Source organism: Paenibacillus sp. sgz302115 (assembly GCF_056120445.1).
Genome location: NZ_JBVYOK010000003.1, coordinates 231,008 through 246,816 on the forward strand (window position 1 = coordinate 231,008; position 15,809 = coordinate 246,816).

16 protein-coding genes are annotated in these 15,809 nt (G+C 48.0%); 14 read left to right on the plus strand and 2 right to left on the minus strand.

Annotated features, from left to right (window positions below; genetic code table 11):
• The first annotated feature begins 68 nt into the window (after positions 1 to 68).
• The 8 genes from AC0LWN_RS09260 to AC0LWN_RS09295 all read left to right on the plus strand — a co-directional run bounded on the left by AC0LWN_RS09260 (position 69) and on the right by AC0LWN_RS09295 (position 8,828).
• Complete coding sequence (locus AC0LWN_RS09260) at positions 69 to 1,370, plus strand: ABC transporter substrate-binding protein (protein ID WP_474664503.1); 1,302 nt, start codon at positions 69 to 71, stop codon at positions 1,368 to 1,370.
• A gap of 94 nt (positions 1,371 to 1,464) precedes the next feature.
• Positions 1,465 to 2,352, plus strand: coding sequence for a carbohydrate ABC transporter permease (locus tag AC0LWN_RS09265; RefSeq protein WP_458966839.1), 888 nt, complete (start codon positions 1,465 to 1,467; stop codon positions 2,350 to 2,352).
• Positions 2,345 to 3,190: a carbohydrate ABC transporter permease gene (locus AC0LWN_RS09270; protein WP_458966840.1), complete on the plus strand. Its 846-nt coding sequence runs from the start codon at positions 2,345 to 2,347 to the stop codon at positions 3,188 to 3,190. The genes AC0LWN_RS09265 and AC0LWN_RS09270 overlap by 8 nt, the downstream gene beginning before the upstream one ends.
• Positions 3,191 to 3,288: 98 nt before the next feature.
• Positions 3,289 to 4,695 (plus strand): glycoside hydrolase family 30 protein, encoded by a 1,407-nt coding sequence (locus AC0LWN_RS09275; RefSeq protein ID WP_474664506.1) that lies wholly within the window; start codon positions 3,289 to 3,291, stop codon positions 4,693 to 4,695.
• Positions 4,696 to 4,714: 19 nt separating this feature from the next.
• A complete protein-coding gene (locus AC0LWN_RS09280; protein WP_474664508.1) occupies positions 4,715 to 7,438 on the plus strand; it encodes a beta-galactosidase in 2,724 nt (907 codons plus the stop codon).
• A gap of 66 nt (positions 7,439 to 7,504) precedes the next feature.
• Positions 7,505 to 7,918 carry an SRPBCC family protein gene (locus AC0LWN_RS09285; protein ID WP_474664510.1) on the plus strand — a complete coding sequence of 138 codons (414 nt, stop codon included), beginning with the start codon at positions 7,505 to 7,507 and terminating at the stop codon, positions 7,916 to 7,918.
• Positions 7,915 to 8,385 (plus strand): MarR family winged helix-turn-helix transcriptional regulator, encoded by a 471-nt coding sequence (locus tag AC0LWN_RS09290; protein WP_474664512.1) that lies wholly within the window; start codon positions 7,915 to 7,917, stop codon positions 8,383 to 8,385. The genes AC0LWN_RS09285 and AC0LWN_RS09290 overlap by 4 nt, the downstream gene beginning before the upstream one ends.
• 2 nt (positions 8,386 to 8,387) lie before the next feature.
• A complete protein-coding gene (locus AC0LWN_RS09295) occupies positions 8,388 to 8,828 on the plus strand; it encodes an EVE domain-containing protein (protein ID WP_474664514.1) in 441 nt (146 codons plus the stop codon).
• 90 nt (positions 8,829 to 8,918) lie between these two features.
• Here AC0LWN_RS09295 and AC0LWN_RS09300 read toward each other — a convergent pair whose 3' ends face one another.
• The gene (locus AC0LWN_RS09300; protein WP_474664516.1) at positions 8,919 to 9,455 is read right to left on the minus strand and encodes a GNAT family N-acetyltransferase; all 537 of its coding nucleotides are present in this window, start codon (positions 9,453 to 9,455) and stop codon (positions 8,919 to 8,921) included.
• Positions 9,456 to 9,633: 178 nt separating this feature from the next.
• Here AC0LWN_RS09300 and AC0LWN_RS09305 point away from each other — a divergent pair, with 178 nt between their 5' ends.
• From AC0LWN_RS09305 to AC0LWN_RS09330, 6 genes are all read left to right on the plus strand, one after another.
• Entirely contained in the window at positions 9,634 to 11,109 is a 1,476-nt protein-coding gene (locus AC0LWN_RS09305; RefSeq protein ID WP_474664518.1) for a spore germination protein, read from the plus strand.
• A gap of 2 nt (positions 11,110 to 11,111) precedes the next feature.
• Positions 11,112 to 12,242: a Ger(x)C family spore germination protein gene (locus AC0LWN_RS09310; protein WP_474664520.1), complete on the plus strand. Its 1,131-nt coding sequence runs from the start codon at positions 11,112 to 11,114 to the stop codon at positions 12,240 to 12,242.
• 15 nt (positions 12,243 to 12,257) lie between these two features.
• Positions 12,258 to 12,500: a hypothetical protein gene (locus tag AC0LWN_RS09315; RefSeq protein ID WP_474664522.1), complete on the plus strand. Its 243-nt coding sequence runs from the start codon at positions 12,258 to 12,260 to the stop codon at positions 12,498 to 12,500.
• Positions 12,501 to 12,527: 27 nt separating this feature from the next.
• Positions 12,528 to 13,628, plus strand: coding sequence for a GerAB/ArcD/ProY family transporter (locus tag AC0LWN_RS09320; protein ID WP_474664524.1), 1,101 nt, complete (start codon positions 12,528 to 12,530; stop codon positions 13,626 to 13,628).
• A gap of 114 nt (positions 13,629 to 13,742) precedes the next feature.
• Positions 13,743 to 14,363 (plus strand): GNAT family N-acetyltransferase, encoded by a 621-nt coding sequence (locus AC0LWN_RS09325; protein WP_474664526.1) that lies wholly within the window; start codon positions 13,743 to 13,745, stop codon positions 14,361 to 14,363.
• A gap of 11 nt (positions 14,364 to 14,374) precedes the next feature.
• Complete coding sequence (locus AC0LWN_RS09330) at positions 14,375 to 14,947, plus strand: TetR/AcrR family transcriptional regulator (RefSeq protein ID WP_474664528.1); 573 nt, start codon at positions 14,375 to 14,377, stop codon at positions 14,945 to 14,947.
• A 52-nt stretch (positions 14,948 to 14,999) separates the two neighbouring features.
• Here AC0LWN_RS09330 and AC0LWN_RS09335 read toward each other — a convergent pair whose 3' ends face one another.
• Positions 15,000 to 15,650, minus strand: a complete 651-nt coding sequence (locus tag AC0LWN_RS09335; RefSeq protein WP_474664530.1) for an FMN-dependent NADH-azoreductase — start codon at positions 15,648 to 15,650, stop codon at positions 15,000 to 15,002.
• Positions 15,651 to 15,809: the final 159 nt, after the last annotated feature.

Sequence of the window (15,809 nt, forward strand, 5' to 3'; positions counted from 1 at the left end):
CATTACATGAAATCCGTTTCATAAACTGTCTATGCCAACTTGCTTCGAAAATAAAAGGGAGGTTTACAATGAAACGCAAACTGGGATTTTTAATGGTAATGATGCTTGTCGTTGTTAGTGTTCTGTCTGGATGTGGAGGCGGCAATAACAATTCGGACAAGGCATCCAGTTCAAATGGCGGCGGCAGCAATGCAGTTTCAGACAAACCGGTTGATCTGACGTTAACGATGTGGGGCTCTGAGAGTGACAAGAAGGTTATGGAGCAACGTCTTGAAATCGTGAAGAAAACGAACCCGAATATCAACGTCAATGTGCTGCTTGTAGCCGGTGACTATGATCAGAAGGTTCAGACGATGATCGCTGGCGGAACGCCGCCCGATATTATGATGATTGCTGAAAACTATCAGGTATACGCGAGCAAGGAGCAAATTATCCCTCTTGATGATTTTATTACTGCAAGCAAACTGGATATGAAAGAAAGATACAGCGATGATATTGCAAGTCTTATGAGCTACCAGGGCAAGCAATACGGCTTGCTGGACCGTGCAGGAGCGATGGTGCTTTTCTACAACAAAGACCTGTTCGACAAAGCGGGTGTGGCTTACCCTACCAAGGATTGGACGCAGAAGGAGCTGCTTGAGGCAGCGAAAAAGCTGACCGTTAAGGAAGGCGGCAAGACGGTTCAATGGGGATACTATCCAGGCTCCTGGTGGCCGCAGTGGATGCAGCTAGTCTACCAGAATGGCGGTTCGCTGTTTGATGCGAATAACAAGCCTACCTTCGATACACCACAGGTTCGTGACGCCCTGCAATTGCTGAATGATATGAGCTACAAGTACGGTACTTCCCCAACAACTACTGAAATTGCAGATATGGGGAACGTTGGCGCAGATCCGCTGTTCGCTCAAGGTAAAATCGCAATGGAAACCACAGGCTTCTGGAACATCGGCTCCTTGTCCAAGGTTGAAGGCATTAACTGGGATATTTCACCGATCTGGGGTGAGACCAATGCATTCTTCAATGGTCTGACAATTACCAAACAGTCCAAGCATCAGGAAGAGTCATTTAAAATCATTAGCGGACTGACTGCACTGGAAGCGCAAATGCCGATTATTGAGAGCGGTCAGGATGCTCCGGCTACCAAGCCTGCTTTGACCAGCGATGCGTTTGTTAACGCGGAGTATGGCGGCAAGAAAATCAACATGGCGGCATTCAGTGAATCCAAGCTGTACGCCGAGCCGCTGAATCCTAAATGGAACGAAATGATGAAGGTTATTGATGACAAGCTGGCTCCTTTCTTCTTCAATGAAGCAACGCTTGACGATACCGTTAAGCAAATCCAACAAGGACTCGATAAACTGTACAAATAATAGATACAGAACATCCAACAGGCAAGAGATCAAGGGATTAGCTGTCTTGAGCTGATCCCTGTTTCTACTTGGGAGTAAATGCGGAGGTGGTTTTATGAAGAACAAGGACGGACGCTGGTTTTATATTTTTATCTCCCCTTGGTTAATTGGCTTCTTGGGCTTAACGCTGGGACCGATTATATTCTCTATTTATATGAGCTTTACAGATTGGGATTTATTCCAGTCCCCCAATTTTATTGGCTTTGAGAACTATATCAATTTATTAACCGATGACCCCATTTTCTGGAAATCTGTCGGGAATACATTTTTTTATGCACTAATAGCAATTCCTTTGGGTATGACCATCTCACTCTGGATTGCCTACTATTTGAACAAAAAGCTGAAGGGCATCACCTTCTTCCGGGTGTTATATTATTTGCCTTCGGTGGTTCCGGTTGTGGCCGCTTCGCTGCTGTTCATCCGATTGTTCGCTCCGACAGAGGGTTTAATTAATGAAATGCTGAGTTTTGTTGGCATTCAGGGGCCGCGGTGGCTGCTTGATCCCAACTGGGTCAAACCTGCTCTGGTTCTCATGTCCCTCTGGGGAGTCGGCGGCGGGGTTGTGCTGCTGCTTGCCGGTATGAAAGGGATTCCCCCTGAGCTGTATGAAGCTTCGTCGATTGATGGAGCGAGCAGCGGACAAAGCTTTTTTTCCATTACCTTTCCAATGCTTACCCCGGTCATTTTCTTCAATCTGATCACGGGAATTATCGGGGCGCTGCAAACCTTCGCCCAGGTCTTCATCGTAACCGCAGGCGGGCCGGATAACGCAAGTCAGATGGTCGTTCCGTACCTGTTCCAGAATGCTTTCCGGTTCTATAAAATGGGATACGCTTCGGCCATTGCCTGGATCTTGTTCATCATCATCCTGGTGCTGACACTGATTGTGTTCCGTTCATCCGCTTTATGGGTGCATTACGAGGAGGGGAAAGAAAATGGCTAGAATATCCTTGATGGAAAAAAGCGTTTCCTATGTGATTTTATGCGCGGTAGGTATTTTGCTGTTCGCTCCGTTTATCTACATGCTGTCGATTGCCTTTGCCAGTGATGCTACCACGGTAAAAGTAGCCTTTACATTCATCCCCCGAGAATTCACCATTGCCAATTTCACGAAAGTGTTCTCAGATTATCACCTGGGAACCTACTTGAAGAACAGCTTGATTATTACCGTGTGGACAGTGATTGGCTCGGTCGCTTCCGCGTCCTTCGTTTCTTACGGGTTCGCCCGTTTGAAGGCAAAAGGCAGCGGGATTTTGTTCGTAGTTCTGTTGAGCACTATGATGATTCCTGGTGAAGTGACGATGGTTCCCCAGTTTGTTATTTTCAAGGAGCTGGGCTGGGTGAATACGTTCCTGCCGCTGATCGTGCCGAGCTTTTTCGCAGGGGCTTATAATGTGTTCTTAATCCGCCAATTCGTTATGTCGATCCCGAGATCGCTTGATGAGGCGGCGATGATTGATGGAATGGGGCATATGGGAATTTACTCGAAAATCATTCTGCCAATGACCTACCCGATTCTGGCGGCGATTGGTATTTTTTCTTTCTCCTACAACTGGGGGAATTTCATGGGGCCGTTAATCTACATTAATGATCCTGACAAAACTCCACTGGCGCTTGGTGTGCAGCTGATAAGTACAGCATCGGGTGGGCAAATTCCTCCGTGGAATATGGTCATGGTCGCTTCGCTGTTCCTGACGATTCCAATGATTCTTGTTTATATGCTTGGGCAAAGATTTGTATATGAAGCAAATATTAGCGGCGGCAGCAGCGGGATTAAATAACGGATCGCTCCGAGGAGAACCCAAATATGAGAAAAGTGAACCGGCGAGTTATTCTACTAAGCACCCTGGTCTTAACATTAGCTGTATTGGGAGGAATTATGGTAAATCAATCACAAGACAAGAAAGCATCAAGGCTATTGAAGCTGGATGAGTCTGCTATCCATGTAGACCCGAAGGATGGCTATGACGGCTTTGAAGGCTGGGGCACTTCCCTTGCCTGGTGGGGACATGTACTGGGGCAATGGAAGGATGGGCAGAAGCTGGATGAAGTGATGGACCTTGTCTTTGACCGTGAAAAGGGTCTTGGGCTGAACATCGTCCGCTATAACATCGGCGGGGGTGAAGATCCGAACATTGCGCACAATACGCTGCGGCCTGGCGGTGATGTTCCCGGCTTTCAGCCTGAAGAGGGAAAATGGGACTGGGAAGCTGACGCGGGCCAGCGCAAGGTTCTGCTTGAAGCTATAGAGCGTGGAGTTACGGTTGCCGAAGCCTTCTCCAATTCCCCGCCTTACTGGATGACCGTCAGCGGCTCCGTCACAGGAGCGGTTGACGGGGGAAACAACCTGAAGGATGAATATTACGGAGCCTTTGCTGATTATTTGACCGAGGTTGTCAAACAATACAAAGAGCGGTGGGGCGTGACGTTCCGTACGCTGAACCCGCTGAATGAACCGGCTTCTGACTGGTGGAAGAAGGGGAATATTCAAGAGGGCAGCCATTTCAGCGTGGATAAGCAGATGGAAATCATTCAAAAGGTCTCCGAATCTCTAAAGTCCAAAGGGCTGAACGATACGGTGATCAGCGGACCTGACGAGAATAGTGTGGATGAAACGATGGAAATGCTTTCGTTCTATGATGAGGCCACGCTGGGCCGCTTGTCCCAGATCAATACCCATACGTACAACGGAAGCAAGCTGGAAGAGCTGCGGAATTTCGCGCAGGAGAAAGGCAAACGCCTATGGATGTCTGAATACGGAACGGGCGGCAGTGAGCCGCATAACCACCAGGATATGAGCAGTGTAATGGAGCTTGGTGAACGGATTATTTTTGATCTGCGTGTGCTTAGACCGTCCGCGTGGGTTTACTGGCAGGCTGTTGAGGATGAGGGGGCGAAGAACAACTGGGGGTTCATCCACTCTGATTTCACCTCGGGCGAGAGCTATGAAGTGACGAAGCAGTATTATGCGATGGCCAACTTCAGCCGTTTCATTCTCCCGGATTCCCGTATCCTGCTGACGGATGATGGACGGACAATAGCGGCGTACAACGAAGATAAACATCAGCTTACGATTGTAGTCAGAAATGAACAGTCAGAGAAAGAGGTAACCTATGATTTGACTCCTTTTGAGTATGAAGGCACTGCGGCTCAAGTCTACCAGACCTCTGCGGACAAAAATTTAGAGCCATCGGAAGTGCCGTTGTACACTAACGGAGTACGGCTGACTGTGCCGCAGCAATCCATTACGACCATTGTAATCTCCGATATCCGGATTAAAGAGTAGAGAGAAAGGTGTGGGGAGAATGACTGTAAATTACGACAAGAGAAGCTATACCATTAACGGGCAGCAGGTCTTCCTGAACAGCGCGGCCATCCACTATTTCCGTATGCCAAGAGAGGAATGGCGCGAAGTGCTTGTTAAGGCTAAGCTGGCAGGGATGAACTGCATTGATACCTATTTTGCCTGGAATGTGCACGAGCCTCAGGAAGGGGAATGGAGCTTCGAAGATGACCGGGATTGCGGGGCTTTTCTTGATTTGTGTGCGGAGCTGGGGTTATGGGTTATTGCCCGCCCGGGCCCGTTCATTTGTGCAGAGTGGGACTTTGGAGGGTTCCCGTGGTGGCTGAACAATAAAAAAGAGGTTGCGTTCAGAACCTGCAGCAAGCCGTATCTGGATTATGTGGACCGGTATTTCGACAAGATCATTCCTATTATCCGGGAGCGTCAGATTACACAGGGAGGCAGCGTGATCCTTGTGCAGATCGAGAATGAATATGGATACCTTGAAGATGATGAGACCGCAGCCGACTATATGAAATATTTAAGAGACGGATTGCTGCAGCGGGGGATAGAAGTGCCGCTGATTACCTGTGTAGGCGTTGTGGAGGGCGCTATCGAAGGGGCGAATTTCTGGTCGAATGCTGACCAGCATTACGAGGAGCTTGAGCGCAAGCAGCCGGAGATGCCGAAGATTGTAACCGAGTTCTGGACAGGCTGGTTTGAGCATTGGGGAGCACAGGCTGCAACGCAGAAGACAGCCGATCTCTATGAGAAAAGAACACTGGAGGTGCTGCGTGCAGGATATAGCGGCATAAGCCACTATATGTTCTACGGGGGAACGAATTTTGGCGGTTATGGCGGAAGAACAGTCGGCGCTAGCGATATTTTCATGGTCACTTCCTATGATTACGATGCGCCCTTGAACGAGTACGGCAGAGTGACAGAGAAATATGCTGTAGCCAAGAAGCTGTCCTACTATATCCAGGCAATCAGCGGATTCCTGCTGAATGCGGAGGAGGACCAGAGTGTCCCGGTCCGGTTAACCGAAGGATTCACAGCGCGTTCCAGGGGACGCGGGAGGGAGCGCATCTGGTTTGTGGAGAGCGGAAAGCAGGAGAGAGAGAATGCGTTTCTTACCTTGTCCCGTGGAAATACCATCCCGGTTACCGTTAAGCCTGGAGCCATCACACCTGTTCTCGAACAATTGGAAATTTCCCAAGGGGTATTCCTGACATGCAACTCCTATTTGCTCAGCAATGAGGAAATAGCGGGAGTTCACACTTTGATCATTGCTGCCGACAACGGGACCCGCTCATGGATCGAAATTGAAGCCGGACAGTCCATTGAACTAACGGGGCAACAGCCGCAGCTTATGAAGCTGAGCGGTGACCTCAAGAAACTAACGCTGGACAGCTTTCATTTCTCGGAGCCGCAGGTGTTGTCCATCTCTACCGGCGGGAAGCCGTTCCAGCTTATCCTGGTGAACGGAGATATGGCCGATTCTGCTTGGCGCATAGCAGGTCCGTCTGGTATCCGCTGGGCTCTGGGCTACCCGGATATGGACATCACCGGAGAAGGGGAAATCAAGGCGGTGGTAAGCCGGAGAGAGCATGAGGTTCTTCATTTGGGCAACTGGGAGGATGCCTCTGCTCTACTGGACGGATCACCCTATGTGCATCTTGAGAAGCCTGAATTAAGCCTAATCGCTACATCGTCCGTGACCTTATCGCCTTCGGATGAGCGTGTGTACTCCGAGGTCCCGCTGGATTTCTCCAGTATGGAAGTGCCGTATGGCTATCTTCTGTATACCTGTGATTTCGAGCAGGGTCCGGATGAAGTAAGAACGTTAGTTATTCCAAAAGTTCAGGATACTTTTAGAGTGTATGTCAATGGTGAAGAGTCGCAGTTGGTTCGCCAGGTTGGAGCATCATCCATCGAGCTTAAGCTGAAGCCTAATGAGACCAACCGGCTGCAATTGCTTGTGCAGAATATGGGCCGTTTGAATTTCTCCCCGTTTCTCGGTGAATTCAAAGGTATTCAGGGTCCCGTATTTCTGGATGGCAATTCAGTTGACTTGCGTGATCAGTGGCAGCATGAAGGGCAGTCTCTGCATCTCGGACAGGTCTGCAGCGTAGAGGCAGGCACTGTAATGCAGCGGACCTTTACCATTCAGGGGCAGGACCGGGCTGTTCTGGTAGGCGCGATGAGCGGAGAGCTTAAGATTAATGGCGAGTCCATAGATATCACAGGGTATAAGGATTGGTTCATGTTCCATACGATGGACATCTCCGCCTATATCCGTGAGGGGCTTAACACCATCGAAATGAAATATATCAAATCACCGATAGACCGGCTGGAGCTGATCAGCTACCATTCGCAGAATGAGCTGAACGGCTGGTCCATTCAAGATGCGAGTGTGCTTGAGCAAAGTGCAGTTCAGGATAAGCAGACTGGCAAAGGGCCGGTATGCCACTCTTTTCATTTCCACAAACCTGAATGCCCGGAAGGTGTCCATGCCAAGCTGAAGCTCCGGCTGTCCGGAATGAGCAAAGGTTATGTGAAGCTGAACGGAATTGATGTTGGCCGATATTGGGGTATTGGCCCTCAGGAGGATTACAAGCTTCCGATGGCTTGGCTGGAAGAGCTGAATGTGCTGGAAATATTTGATGAAGAGGGAAGAGCGCCATCCGGTGTGAAGCTGATCTTCGATGAACACTCCAGTATGAGGTGGATATCGCTGGGATAAGCCTTGACAGAATATTGTAAGTATAATTATAATAAGTTAACTTACAATAGAAAGCGGGGCTTGTTCATGGAACTCAGTTTCGAATTACAGGTACAGTCGACACGGGAGAAAATCTGGCATTATTATGCTGATGTTCAAAACTGGTTTGTCTGGGAGGATGATCTGCTTAACATCTCCCTCCAGGGTGATTTTGTTACTGGAAGTACTGGTGTTATGGAGCTTGAAGGGCAACCGGCAATTCATTTTGAATTGACTTCGGTGCGGGAGAACGAATCCTTCTGGGATAAGACAGTGATTCCAGGTGTGGGCAGCCTCCTTTTCGGCCACGATATCTTGGAGAAGAACGGTGAACTATATATCAAACACACAGTTTCGCTACAGGATGCTGCAGTCACTCCTGAACATATTCAGTTTGTAAGTCAGGTATTCAGTGATGTTCCGGGGTCCGTATACGCTTTGAAATGTGTAGTTGAACAATGACGGATTTTCCATCCAAGTTTACTGATTCGTCTCAATCAACAGGCTTTCTCTTCATCCAGGCCTATAACAACTGGCATACCGAATTGAAGAGGCAGCTTAAGACCATTGATCTTACGCATCCGCAGTTCGTTGTCCTGACGACACTGGGTTACCTGCAGAAGAGCCTTGAGGAAGTGCAGCAGGTAATGATTGCGAATGCGGCGGATATGGATGTTATGACGGTCTCACAGGTGTTGACGCTTCTGGAGAGGAAGGAGCTTGTCTACAGAGAGGCATCCAAGACAGATACCCGTGCCAAAGCCATTGCTCTGACCGGCAAGGGAAAGGAGCTTCTCAAGCTGGCGCTTCCTATGGTGGAGCAGGTAGATGAGCTATACTTTGGGCAACTGCAGGATACGAAGACCGCCTTCAACGAAGCTCTGCGGCTGCTTGCCGGTTATCGCTTTGACGGCGAGAGCGGGCGATGACCATGCCAAGATATTGGATTGGTGTCGCTTCAGAAGAGCATGTGCAGCTTGGTGTCCAAGGAGGCTTTTGCCAGCTCTGTCACGGGAAGGCTCACCCGCTCCGCCGCATGCAGGAGAAGGATTGGATCATCTATTACAGCCCCAAGATTTCCCTCCATGCTGCAGAGAAATGCCAGGCGTTTACCGCTATCGGCCGAATAAAGGATTCGGATGTATATGAGTTCCAGATGGGAGAACAATTTCGTCCCTATCGCAGGAACGTTGATTTCTTCCCGTACTCCCGGCCAGTGTCACTGCAAACGGTATCAGCGCATCCGCTATGGAGCCAATATCGTTCACAGCTTCGGTATGGGCATCTGGAGATCGACAAGGAGCTATTCCTGTTTATCGCCGGAGAAATGGGGCTTCCGCTCAAGTACAGCAATGCCGGGAAGATTTCTTAAAATGGAGAGAGTTATGACTATAACAAAATGGCACAAAAGGACGGCAAATGGCTGTCCCTTTGTGCCATTTTGTTGGTTGATATTCATCTTTTACACATTAAATTCACTATTTAATAGCCCATAAACGTATTCATCATAGTGTTGTCCATTCGTAAAGAGCATATTCCTAATCTTACCTTCTTGCTTAAAGCCAAGATACTCTTGTAATCTAATGGAACTTTCATTGAAAGCATATATATGTGCTGTTACCTTCACATAACGTAATTCATTAAAATAATATCGGAGTAAGATTGTTACAGCGTCCGATGCGTATCCATTTCGCCAGTATTTACGGAAAACAGCTACGCCATATTTAAAAGTTCCGTTGCGGGAATCACAATTATGTGAATTAATACTTCCTACTAACTCTCCATCAAGAGTTTCAATAGCAAGCATAATATTCTCCCCATCTGCACCCTTCGAGGCTTGCTGTTCAGCCCACGACTTAGTTCCAGCTTCCGATCTTGGAAAGTTAATTGCATCTGATGATCTGGCTCCCTCTGAATCCTGATCATTCTCATGAAATTTCATCCAATCATCAGGTACAATTGCTCGTAATCTGACTTTGTTACCTTCCCAAATGTTCATTGTTTTCCACCTCTTTCCATAACAAAAAGAATACCATAGCATCATTTAAAGAGACAGATTTATTACTGACGTAGACCTACTTTAAGCTGCGGTGCAGAATAAAAGCTTCGTCTTATTGGGATATTAAACAACATATCCCAAATAGCTTAAATAAAGGGTTGGCGGGAGGAGGACGGGGATGATATTGAAATGCTTGGCCGAGAATGTGAAGCAGATCCAGGATACCTTCACCGATTGCACTGATCTCACTCTCATCCCCTGGAGCTACGGTCCGGAGCTTACGTACACGGCATACTCGGTCTATTTTGAAACGCTGGTTCCGCATGATCATTTGAATTACATGAAATCAGCGCTGCAGGATCTGGTTACCTATGAAGTTGGCCCGGGGGAGGCTGTTACTCCTGAGGCGATGATACGCTTTTTCGGCAAGCATGGAGTAACCGCCTATTCTGCCAAGATGCTGAAAGATATCAATCAAGTGTATGACCAGATATTAAGCGGTGCGGTGGTTATTTTATTTGATCATTGGGAGGAAGCGATCAGCTATGCAACGAATGGGCTTCCTTACCGGCAAATTAGCGAACCCATCACAGAACCGGTCGTCCAAGGCCCGCATAACAGCACCATTGAAGAATTGAACATCAACATCGGCCTGATTCGCGGTTTGCTCAAGTCAGCCAAGCTGAAATTTGAATACTTCACGGCGGGAGAAGTGAGCCAGAGGCGGATTGCCTACGGTTATCTGGACGGAGCCGTCAATCCTGAATCACTGTCAGAGTTCAAACGGCGAATTGCGGACATCGACACTGAAGAGATACTGGAAACCTCCTATTTGGAGGAATGGATCAGGGATTCGGCCTATTCGCCTTTTCCCCAAGTGCGCTACACGGAACGGCCGGATACTGCGGTGGCTGCCCTGCTGGACGGAAAGATTATCGTAATGGTGAACGGAACTCCGACAATACTGATTTGTCCGGGACTATTTTTTGAATTTCTTGTGTCCAGTGAGGACTACTATCAACAAACAGCCTTTACTACATTGATTCGTATACTCAGATTTGCTGCATTCGTTATCGCACTTCTGCTCCCGAGCATGTACATCGCCTTGTCCACCTTCCATTCCGAGATGATCCCGACCGTTCTGCTGCTGGCTATTCTCGATACGAGGGAAGGCATTCCTTTCCCTGCTTTTGTGGAGGCTCTGATCATGGAGATTTTTTTCGAGTTCCTCAGGGAAGCCGGAATCAGACTGCCCCGTCCGGTAGGCTCTGCCGTAAGCATTGTCGGTGCGCTTGTTATCGGCCAGGCTGCGATTCAAGCCAAGATTGCTTCCCCGGTGATGGTCATTGTCGTGGCCCTTACCGGTATCGCATCGTTTGTGCTGCCTCAATACAGCATGGCTATCACCATCCGTATTTTGCGCTTCCCCCTGATGGTGCTCGCAAGCACATTAGGCGGACTTGGCATTATGTTCGGACTGCTCATGACACTGCTGCATCTGGTCTGCCTGCGCTCATTGGGCCAGCCATACTTGGCGAGCCTGGCGCCGCTTAATATCACTCAATTACGGGATGTGCTCGTCGTTGCCCCGCGAAAAATGCTGCTTCATCACCCGCGAAACCGCCACTTGCATAAGAGGAAAGGAGAGAATTAACCATGAGACCGCGGCGTATCGCTATTATTTTCTCCATTGCTGCGGTCTTTCTGCTTGCGGGCTGCTGGGACAAGGCGGAGCTGGTGGAATACGGGTATGCACAAGCAGTGGCGGTTGACCTTGCCGAGAATGGGGAATTGAACCTGACTACCCTTTTTTACAATCCATCGGGATCAGGGGAGTCAACAGCAGCCGCGAAGCAGCCGCCCAAAGGGATTACTATCCGAACCAAGGGCAAGAGCTTGAATGAAGCGATAGAAGATATCCCCATACATTTCGGAAGAGAAGCTAAAATGGATCATATGCGTGTGCTTATTTTTGGGGAAGAGCTGTCCCGGAAGCAAGGGGTAGAAGACCTGCTAGATTTTTTCATGCGGGATAACGAGATTAGAAAAACCATACTTGTGCTGATCGCAGAGGGAAAAGCCAGCGATTATTTAAAAATCAAGCCATTCATTGAGAATACCATTGGCCAGCAGCTGAGAAGAATGGAAGAATCGACCGCCAGGTTTTCCTCCAAAACGTCGAAGGTTCCTCTGCTCGATCTGGCGATTCAATTAAAAAGCGAAACGAAAATCACGGCGGTTCCTTATGTATTTAAAGAGAAGGACTCAGATGAAATCTCTACTGCCGGAGTTGCTCTGCTTAAGGAAGGGAAGCTGGTGGACGTTATCATGAGTCCGGCTGACACCCAGGCATTATTAATGCTGCTTGGAAAATACAGCAAAGGCGTTATTGAAATAGCGGATAAGGAAAGCCTTCAGGTTCTCTCCGCAAAAACAAAGGTAACAACCCTTACCTCGGGCGATGATGTTGTTGCCCGCTTACATATCAAAATCATAGGAGCAATCAGCGAGCTCCACCGTTCTTCCGTCACAACCAGGGCGGAGCAAGCTAAATTTACAGGGAAAATCGAAGACAAGCTTCAGGCTGACCTGCGGAGGACCATCACCCTTCTTCAGAAGGAGCAATTGGATGCGCTTGGCATCGGGAATCGGATTTATCAGAAAAATCCGGCATTATGGAAACGCTGGAAGAGAGCCTGGGACGGGCGGTTCGCCAGGGCTGAATTTAAGATCGCAGTTGAGGTTGATGTTGTGAATACAGGAATGCAGGCGGGTAAGCCGCTATAGACAAGGGGGATAGACATGGCTGCGAAATTTATTTTCTTCATAAGCTGTAATGCCGCAATGCTGGCTATTGATCTTCCCAAGTGGAAAAGGATAAGCCGCAGATCACGTATCCTGTACCTGTCGCTTATGCTGCCTATCGTTTATCTTGGCTTAATATACGCATTAGATCTTTCCTGGCCCAATCTGGATGAGCTCATTGATTTCTTTCTGCTCGCTCCGTCCAGACGTCTCGCAGCCTGGTTCAGACCTCCGGGCTGAACCTACTTCATAACCGTGGAGGAACCCATGAAAAACCAAGAAAGCATCAGTGCGCTCCAGGCAGCTATTCTGTTTCTTTCGGGAATGACCGGATCGTCCATTATTCTGATTCCTTCCCCGCTGATTAATGCTGCTAAAAACGGAGCATGGATTTCCTTCTCCATAGCTTGGACAATGGGGTTATTTCTGCTGATCTGCATCCTGTATTTGCATAAGCAATATCCGGGTATGACCTTCGTTGAATACAGCAATCAAGCGCTCGGGAAATGGCTGACCTACTTGTTGATGATCCCGTTTGCTTGTGCGCTGTTCTGGCAGAACACCGCCATCGTGATCGAAATTAGCGGGTTCTTCAACAGTACAATAATGACCAACACGCCTGTAACTGTAATTAATACCTTGTTTTTTGTATCGGCTGCCGTAACCGCCCGGGCCGGAATTGAAGTGATGGCCCGGATGTTTTTCATTTTATTGATTATGATGTATGGGTTTGTTGTTCTGGTTGTGGTCTTGGCTTCCGCCAACTACCACCCTGAATTCCTGCTGCCGGTTATGGCTGACGGCTTCAAACCGATTCTGCACGGAGCCTATATCATATACGGTTTTCCGTTTACAGAAGTCGTATTGTATGCTTCAATTTTTCCGTTTATCCGTAAGGACGAAGAGCGGGGTCTCGGTAAATATATGATCATTGCCCTGATTATCAACGGAGTTATATTAATGATCTCTGTCCTTTGCACCATTCTGGCTCTAGGGCCTTTAGCGGGCGAGATGAGTTATTCCCTGTATCAGTTGGCCAGGCTGATCTATGTTCAGGAGATTATTGAAAGGGTCGAGCCTATCATCGGCTTCTCATTAATTGCCGGCTCGTACATGAAGACCTCGATTATGATATTTATTTTGACGAATGTATTGTCGCATGTATTTAAAGTAAAGGATTACCGGGTCGTGATCTTTCCCGTGGCACTTCTCTGCTTGCTGCTCTCTATTACCATGTATCATGACCAGGCTTCCTTCAATGAGGATGGATACGTGGTGTGGACCCTACTCGATAATCTGGCGTATGTGCTTCCCATGTTACTGATTGCAGTCGTTACCCTGTTCAAAAACCGCAGCAGCAGCGCTTGATGAACGTAGTGTTTTCCATGATAAGGAGTGCGAGATTTGACAAGAGAAATTGTACTCTGTATTCTGGTACTACAAAAACCATTTCAGTACCACATTGTGAGGAGGCGTTTATCAATGGACAATATCTCAATCATTCCTGGCAAAATCGACTCGGCAGCCGGAGGCAGACTTAACAGCATGGCGCTGGATTATATGGTGTATCCCATTGTCGGATCTAAGGACTCCAATTTAATTGAGCACACCATGCAGAAATTATGGAGGCTGGGGCTCAACCGTTTCAGCCACCGGTATGCTTTTGAAGCGCAGATCAACCACAGAACCCTCGGGCTGATCACCTGCTACCCTGTTTCCATTATGAATAAGCTGGCCTGGCCCACCATCCGGGAATTAATCAAGCTCCGCAAATGGAAATTGGTCAAGCATTCGCTTGCAAACTGGCGGGAGACCTGGGCGATGGTATCCATGAAAGAGGGAAGAGAGGATGAATATCATATCGGAACCTTGGCTACATTGCCGGAGAGCCGGGGAACGGGCATAGGGTCCAGATTAATTCATTTTGCAGAGGAAAGAGCCAGGCTCAGCAACTATGACAAGCTCTCGTTAACCGTGAGGCAAGAAAACAGCCGGGCGATTAATCTGTACGAGAAGATGGGTTTCAAAATTGCGGATTCCATAGATAAAAACCCGTATCATCTTTATCGCATGGTAAAACCTCTTCCACGCCAATTGACTTGAGGTGCTAGAATATGGACAGCAACGTATATTTGAAGATTTTGAAATTATTCGGGTCTAAGGGCTCGCGGTTTACGACGGAGGATCTGGCAAGAGAGCTGGGGACGAGCAAACGTACCGTGTATGCTTATTTTTCGAGCAAGGATGAGATGATCGAGAAGGCAATAGATTTTGTGTTTACAGAAATCATTAAGTCGGATAAGGATATTCTGGAAAATCAAGAGCTTTCGACGCATGAGAAACTAAAGCAGTATTTTCAGAACATTCCCGATGCTTATTCCATTGGCACCATTATCCGTCATACTGATGATCTTCAGCGGTATTACCCTAATCTGTACGAGAAGGTGAATCAATACCTGAACACCATTTGGGACGACGTTATTCGATTGGTTGAGGAAGGGGCACAGAAGCAAGAACTGAAGGAAGTAAATACGGTAATCCTCAAGCTGATGCTGAATGAAACCCTGAGAAAGCTGCTGGACTATGAATTCATTGCCAGGAATCAGGTCAGCTTTGAATCCGGGATAAAGGCGATGAGCGATATTATATTGTATGGTTTGATTAAAGATGTAAAGAGGGAAGATTAACAGCGCTGTCCCTCTTATCCATAGTCAAGCTCTCTGGTTCTTCTTTAGGCTGTTAAAACGCTTTGGCTGCCAAAATGGCTTGCCGGATTGCTTGCTCCTTTATGCTCTGTACTTGGTCCGGCTGCTCACTGATACCTTCAACAAAAATAGCCTGTACATCGTCAATGCCCAGCAAATTCATGATAGCTTTTATATAACTGTGGCTGAACTCAACATCTTCAAACTTCCCGTGGGAGAGAACCGTGCCGGAGGCCTGAATGTGCATCACTTTTTTGCCTTGCTGAGTTCCCGTCAAACCGGACAAACCCCGCAGCCCACTATCGGCCCGCTTAACGGTTTTTCCTACAACGACAACCGTGTCAATGTACGTTTTCAGAACCGACGGGAAAGAATAATTCCATACTGGATTGACAATGACGATTTTATCCGCTGCCATGAATTGATCCAAGAGCTCGCGCATCATTACCGCCTTGACCTTCGACTCCTCACTCAGCTCATCGAAGGAAGGGCCGCTTGGCGGTTGGCCCCAGCGTCTTAGAATATCGGCGTCGATTTGTGGTAGATCCATGCGGTACAGGTCCAAATGAATGACTTCATCGCCCGGGTTGGCCTCCTGATAGGTTTCGATAAAATGCTTGCCGACCGATAAGCTGTAAGTATCGTCTTTGAAAGGATGAGCGGTTACGTACAATACAGTTGCCATGATAAATCCACTCCTTTGTTATGATTGAATAATTGAGGATACAATGCTTGAATGCCGCCAGCGAAGTCACTCTGCCCTTTGCGACCCGGATCGTCGTAATGCTGACTCCTTCTTAATGAAACCATTATAGTTACAGGTAAAGATGAATGTCAAGAAGGG

Bases quoted from the DNA above. Each gene is read 5' to 3' on its own strand.
- AC0LWN_RS09310 (WP_474664520.1), top strand. From the start codon at position 11,112: ATGAGACCGCGGCGTATCGCTATTATTTTCTCCATTGCTGCGGTCTTT.
- AC0LWN_RS09260 (WP_474664503.1), top strand. From the start codon at position 69: ATGAAACGCAAACTGGGATTTTTAATGGTAATGATGCTTGTCGTTGTT.
- AC0LWN_RS09265 (WP_458966839.1), top strand. From the start codon at position 1,465: ATGAAGAACAAGGACGGACGCTGGTTTTATATTTTTATCTCCCCTTGG.
- AC0LWN_RS09290 (WP_474664512.1), top strand. From the start codon at position 7,915: ATGACGGATTTTCCATCCAAGTTTACTGATTCGTCTCAATCAACAGGC.
- AC0LWN_RS09295 (WP_474664514.1), top strand. From the start codon at position 8,388: ATGCCAAGATATTGGATTGGTGTCGCTTCAGAAGAGCATGTGCAGCTT.
- AC0LWN_RS09325 (WP_474664526.1), top strand. From the start codon at position 13,743: ATGGACAATATCTCAATCATTCCTGGCAAAATCGACTCGGCAGCCGGA.
- AC0LWN_RS09275 (WP_474664506.1), top strand. From the start codon at position 3,289: ATGGTAAATCAATCACAAGACAAGAAAGCATCAAGGCTATTGAAGCTG.
- AC0LWN_RS09300 (WP_474664516.1), bottom strand. From the start codon at position 9,455: ATGAACATTTGGGAAGGTAACAAAGTCAGATTACGAGCAATTGTACCT.
- AC0LWN_RS09335 (WP_474664530.1), bottom strand. From the start codon at position 15,650: ATGGCAACTGTATTGTACGTAACCGCTCATCCTTTCAAAGACGATACT.
- AC0LWN_RS09270 (WP_458966840.1), top strand. From the start codon at position 2,345: ATGGCTAGAATATCCTTGATGGAAAAAAGCGTTTCCTATGTGATTTTA.
- AC0LWN_RS09305 (WP_474664518.1), top strand. From the start codon at position 9,634: ATGATATTGAAATGCTTGGCCGAGAATGTGAAGCAGATCCAGGATACC.
- AC0LWN_RS09320 (WP_474664524.1), top strand. From the start codon at position 12,528: ATGAAAAACCAAGAAAGCATCAGTGCGCTCCAGGCAGCTATTCTGTTT.
- AC0LWN_RS09315 (WP_474664522.1), top strand. From the start codon at position 12,258: ATGGCTGCGAAATTTATTTTCTTCATAAGCTGTAATGCCGCAATGCTG.
- AC0LWN_RS09330 (WP_474664528.1), top strand. From the start codon at position 14,375: ATGGACAGCAACGTATATTTGAAGATTTTGAAATTATTCGGGTCTAAG.
- AC0LWN_RS09280 (WP_474664508.1), top strand. From the start codon at position 4,715: ATGACTGTAAATTACGACAAGAGAAGCTATACCATTAACGGGCAGCAG.
- AC0LWN_RS09285 (WP_474664510.1), top strand. From the start codon at position 7,505: ATGGAACTCAGTTTCGAATTACAGGTACAGTCGACACGGGAGAAAATC.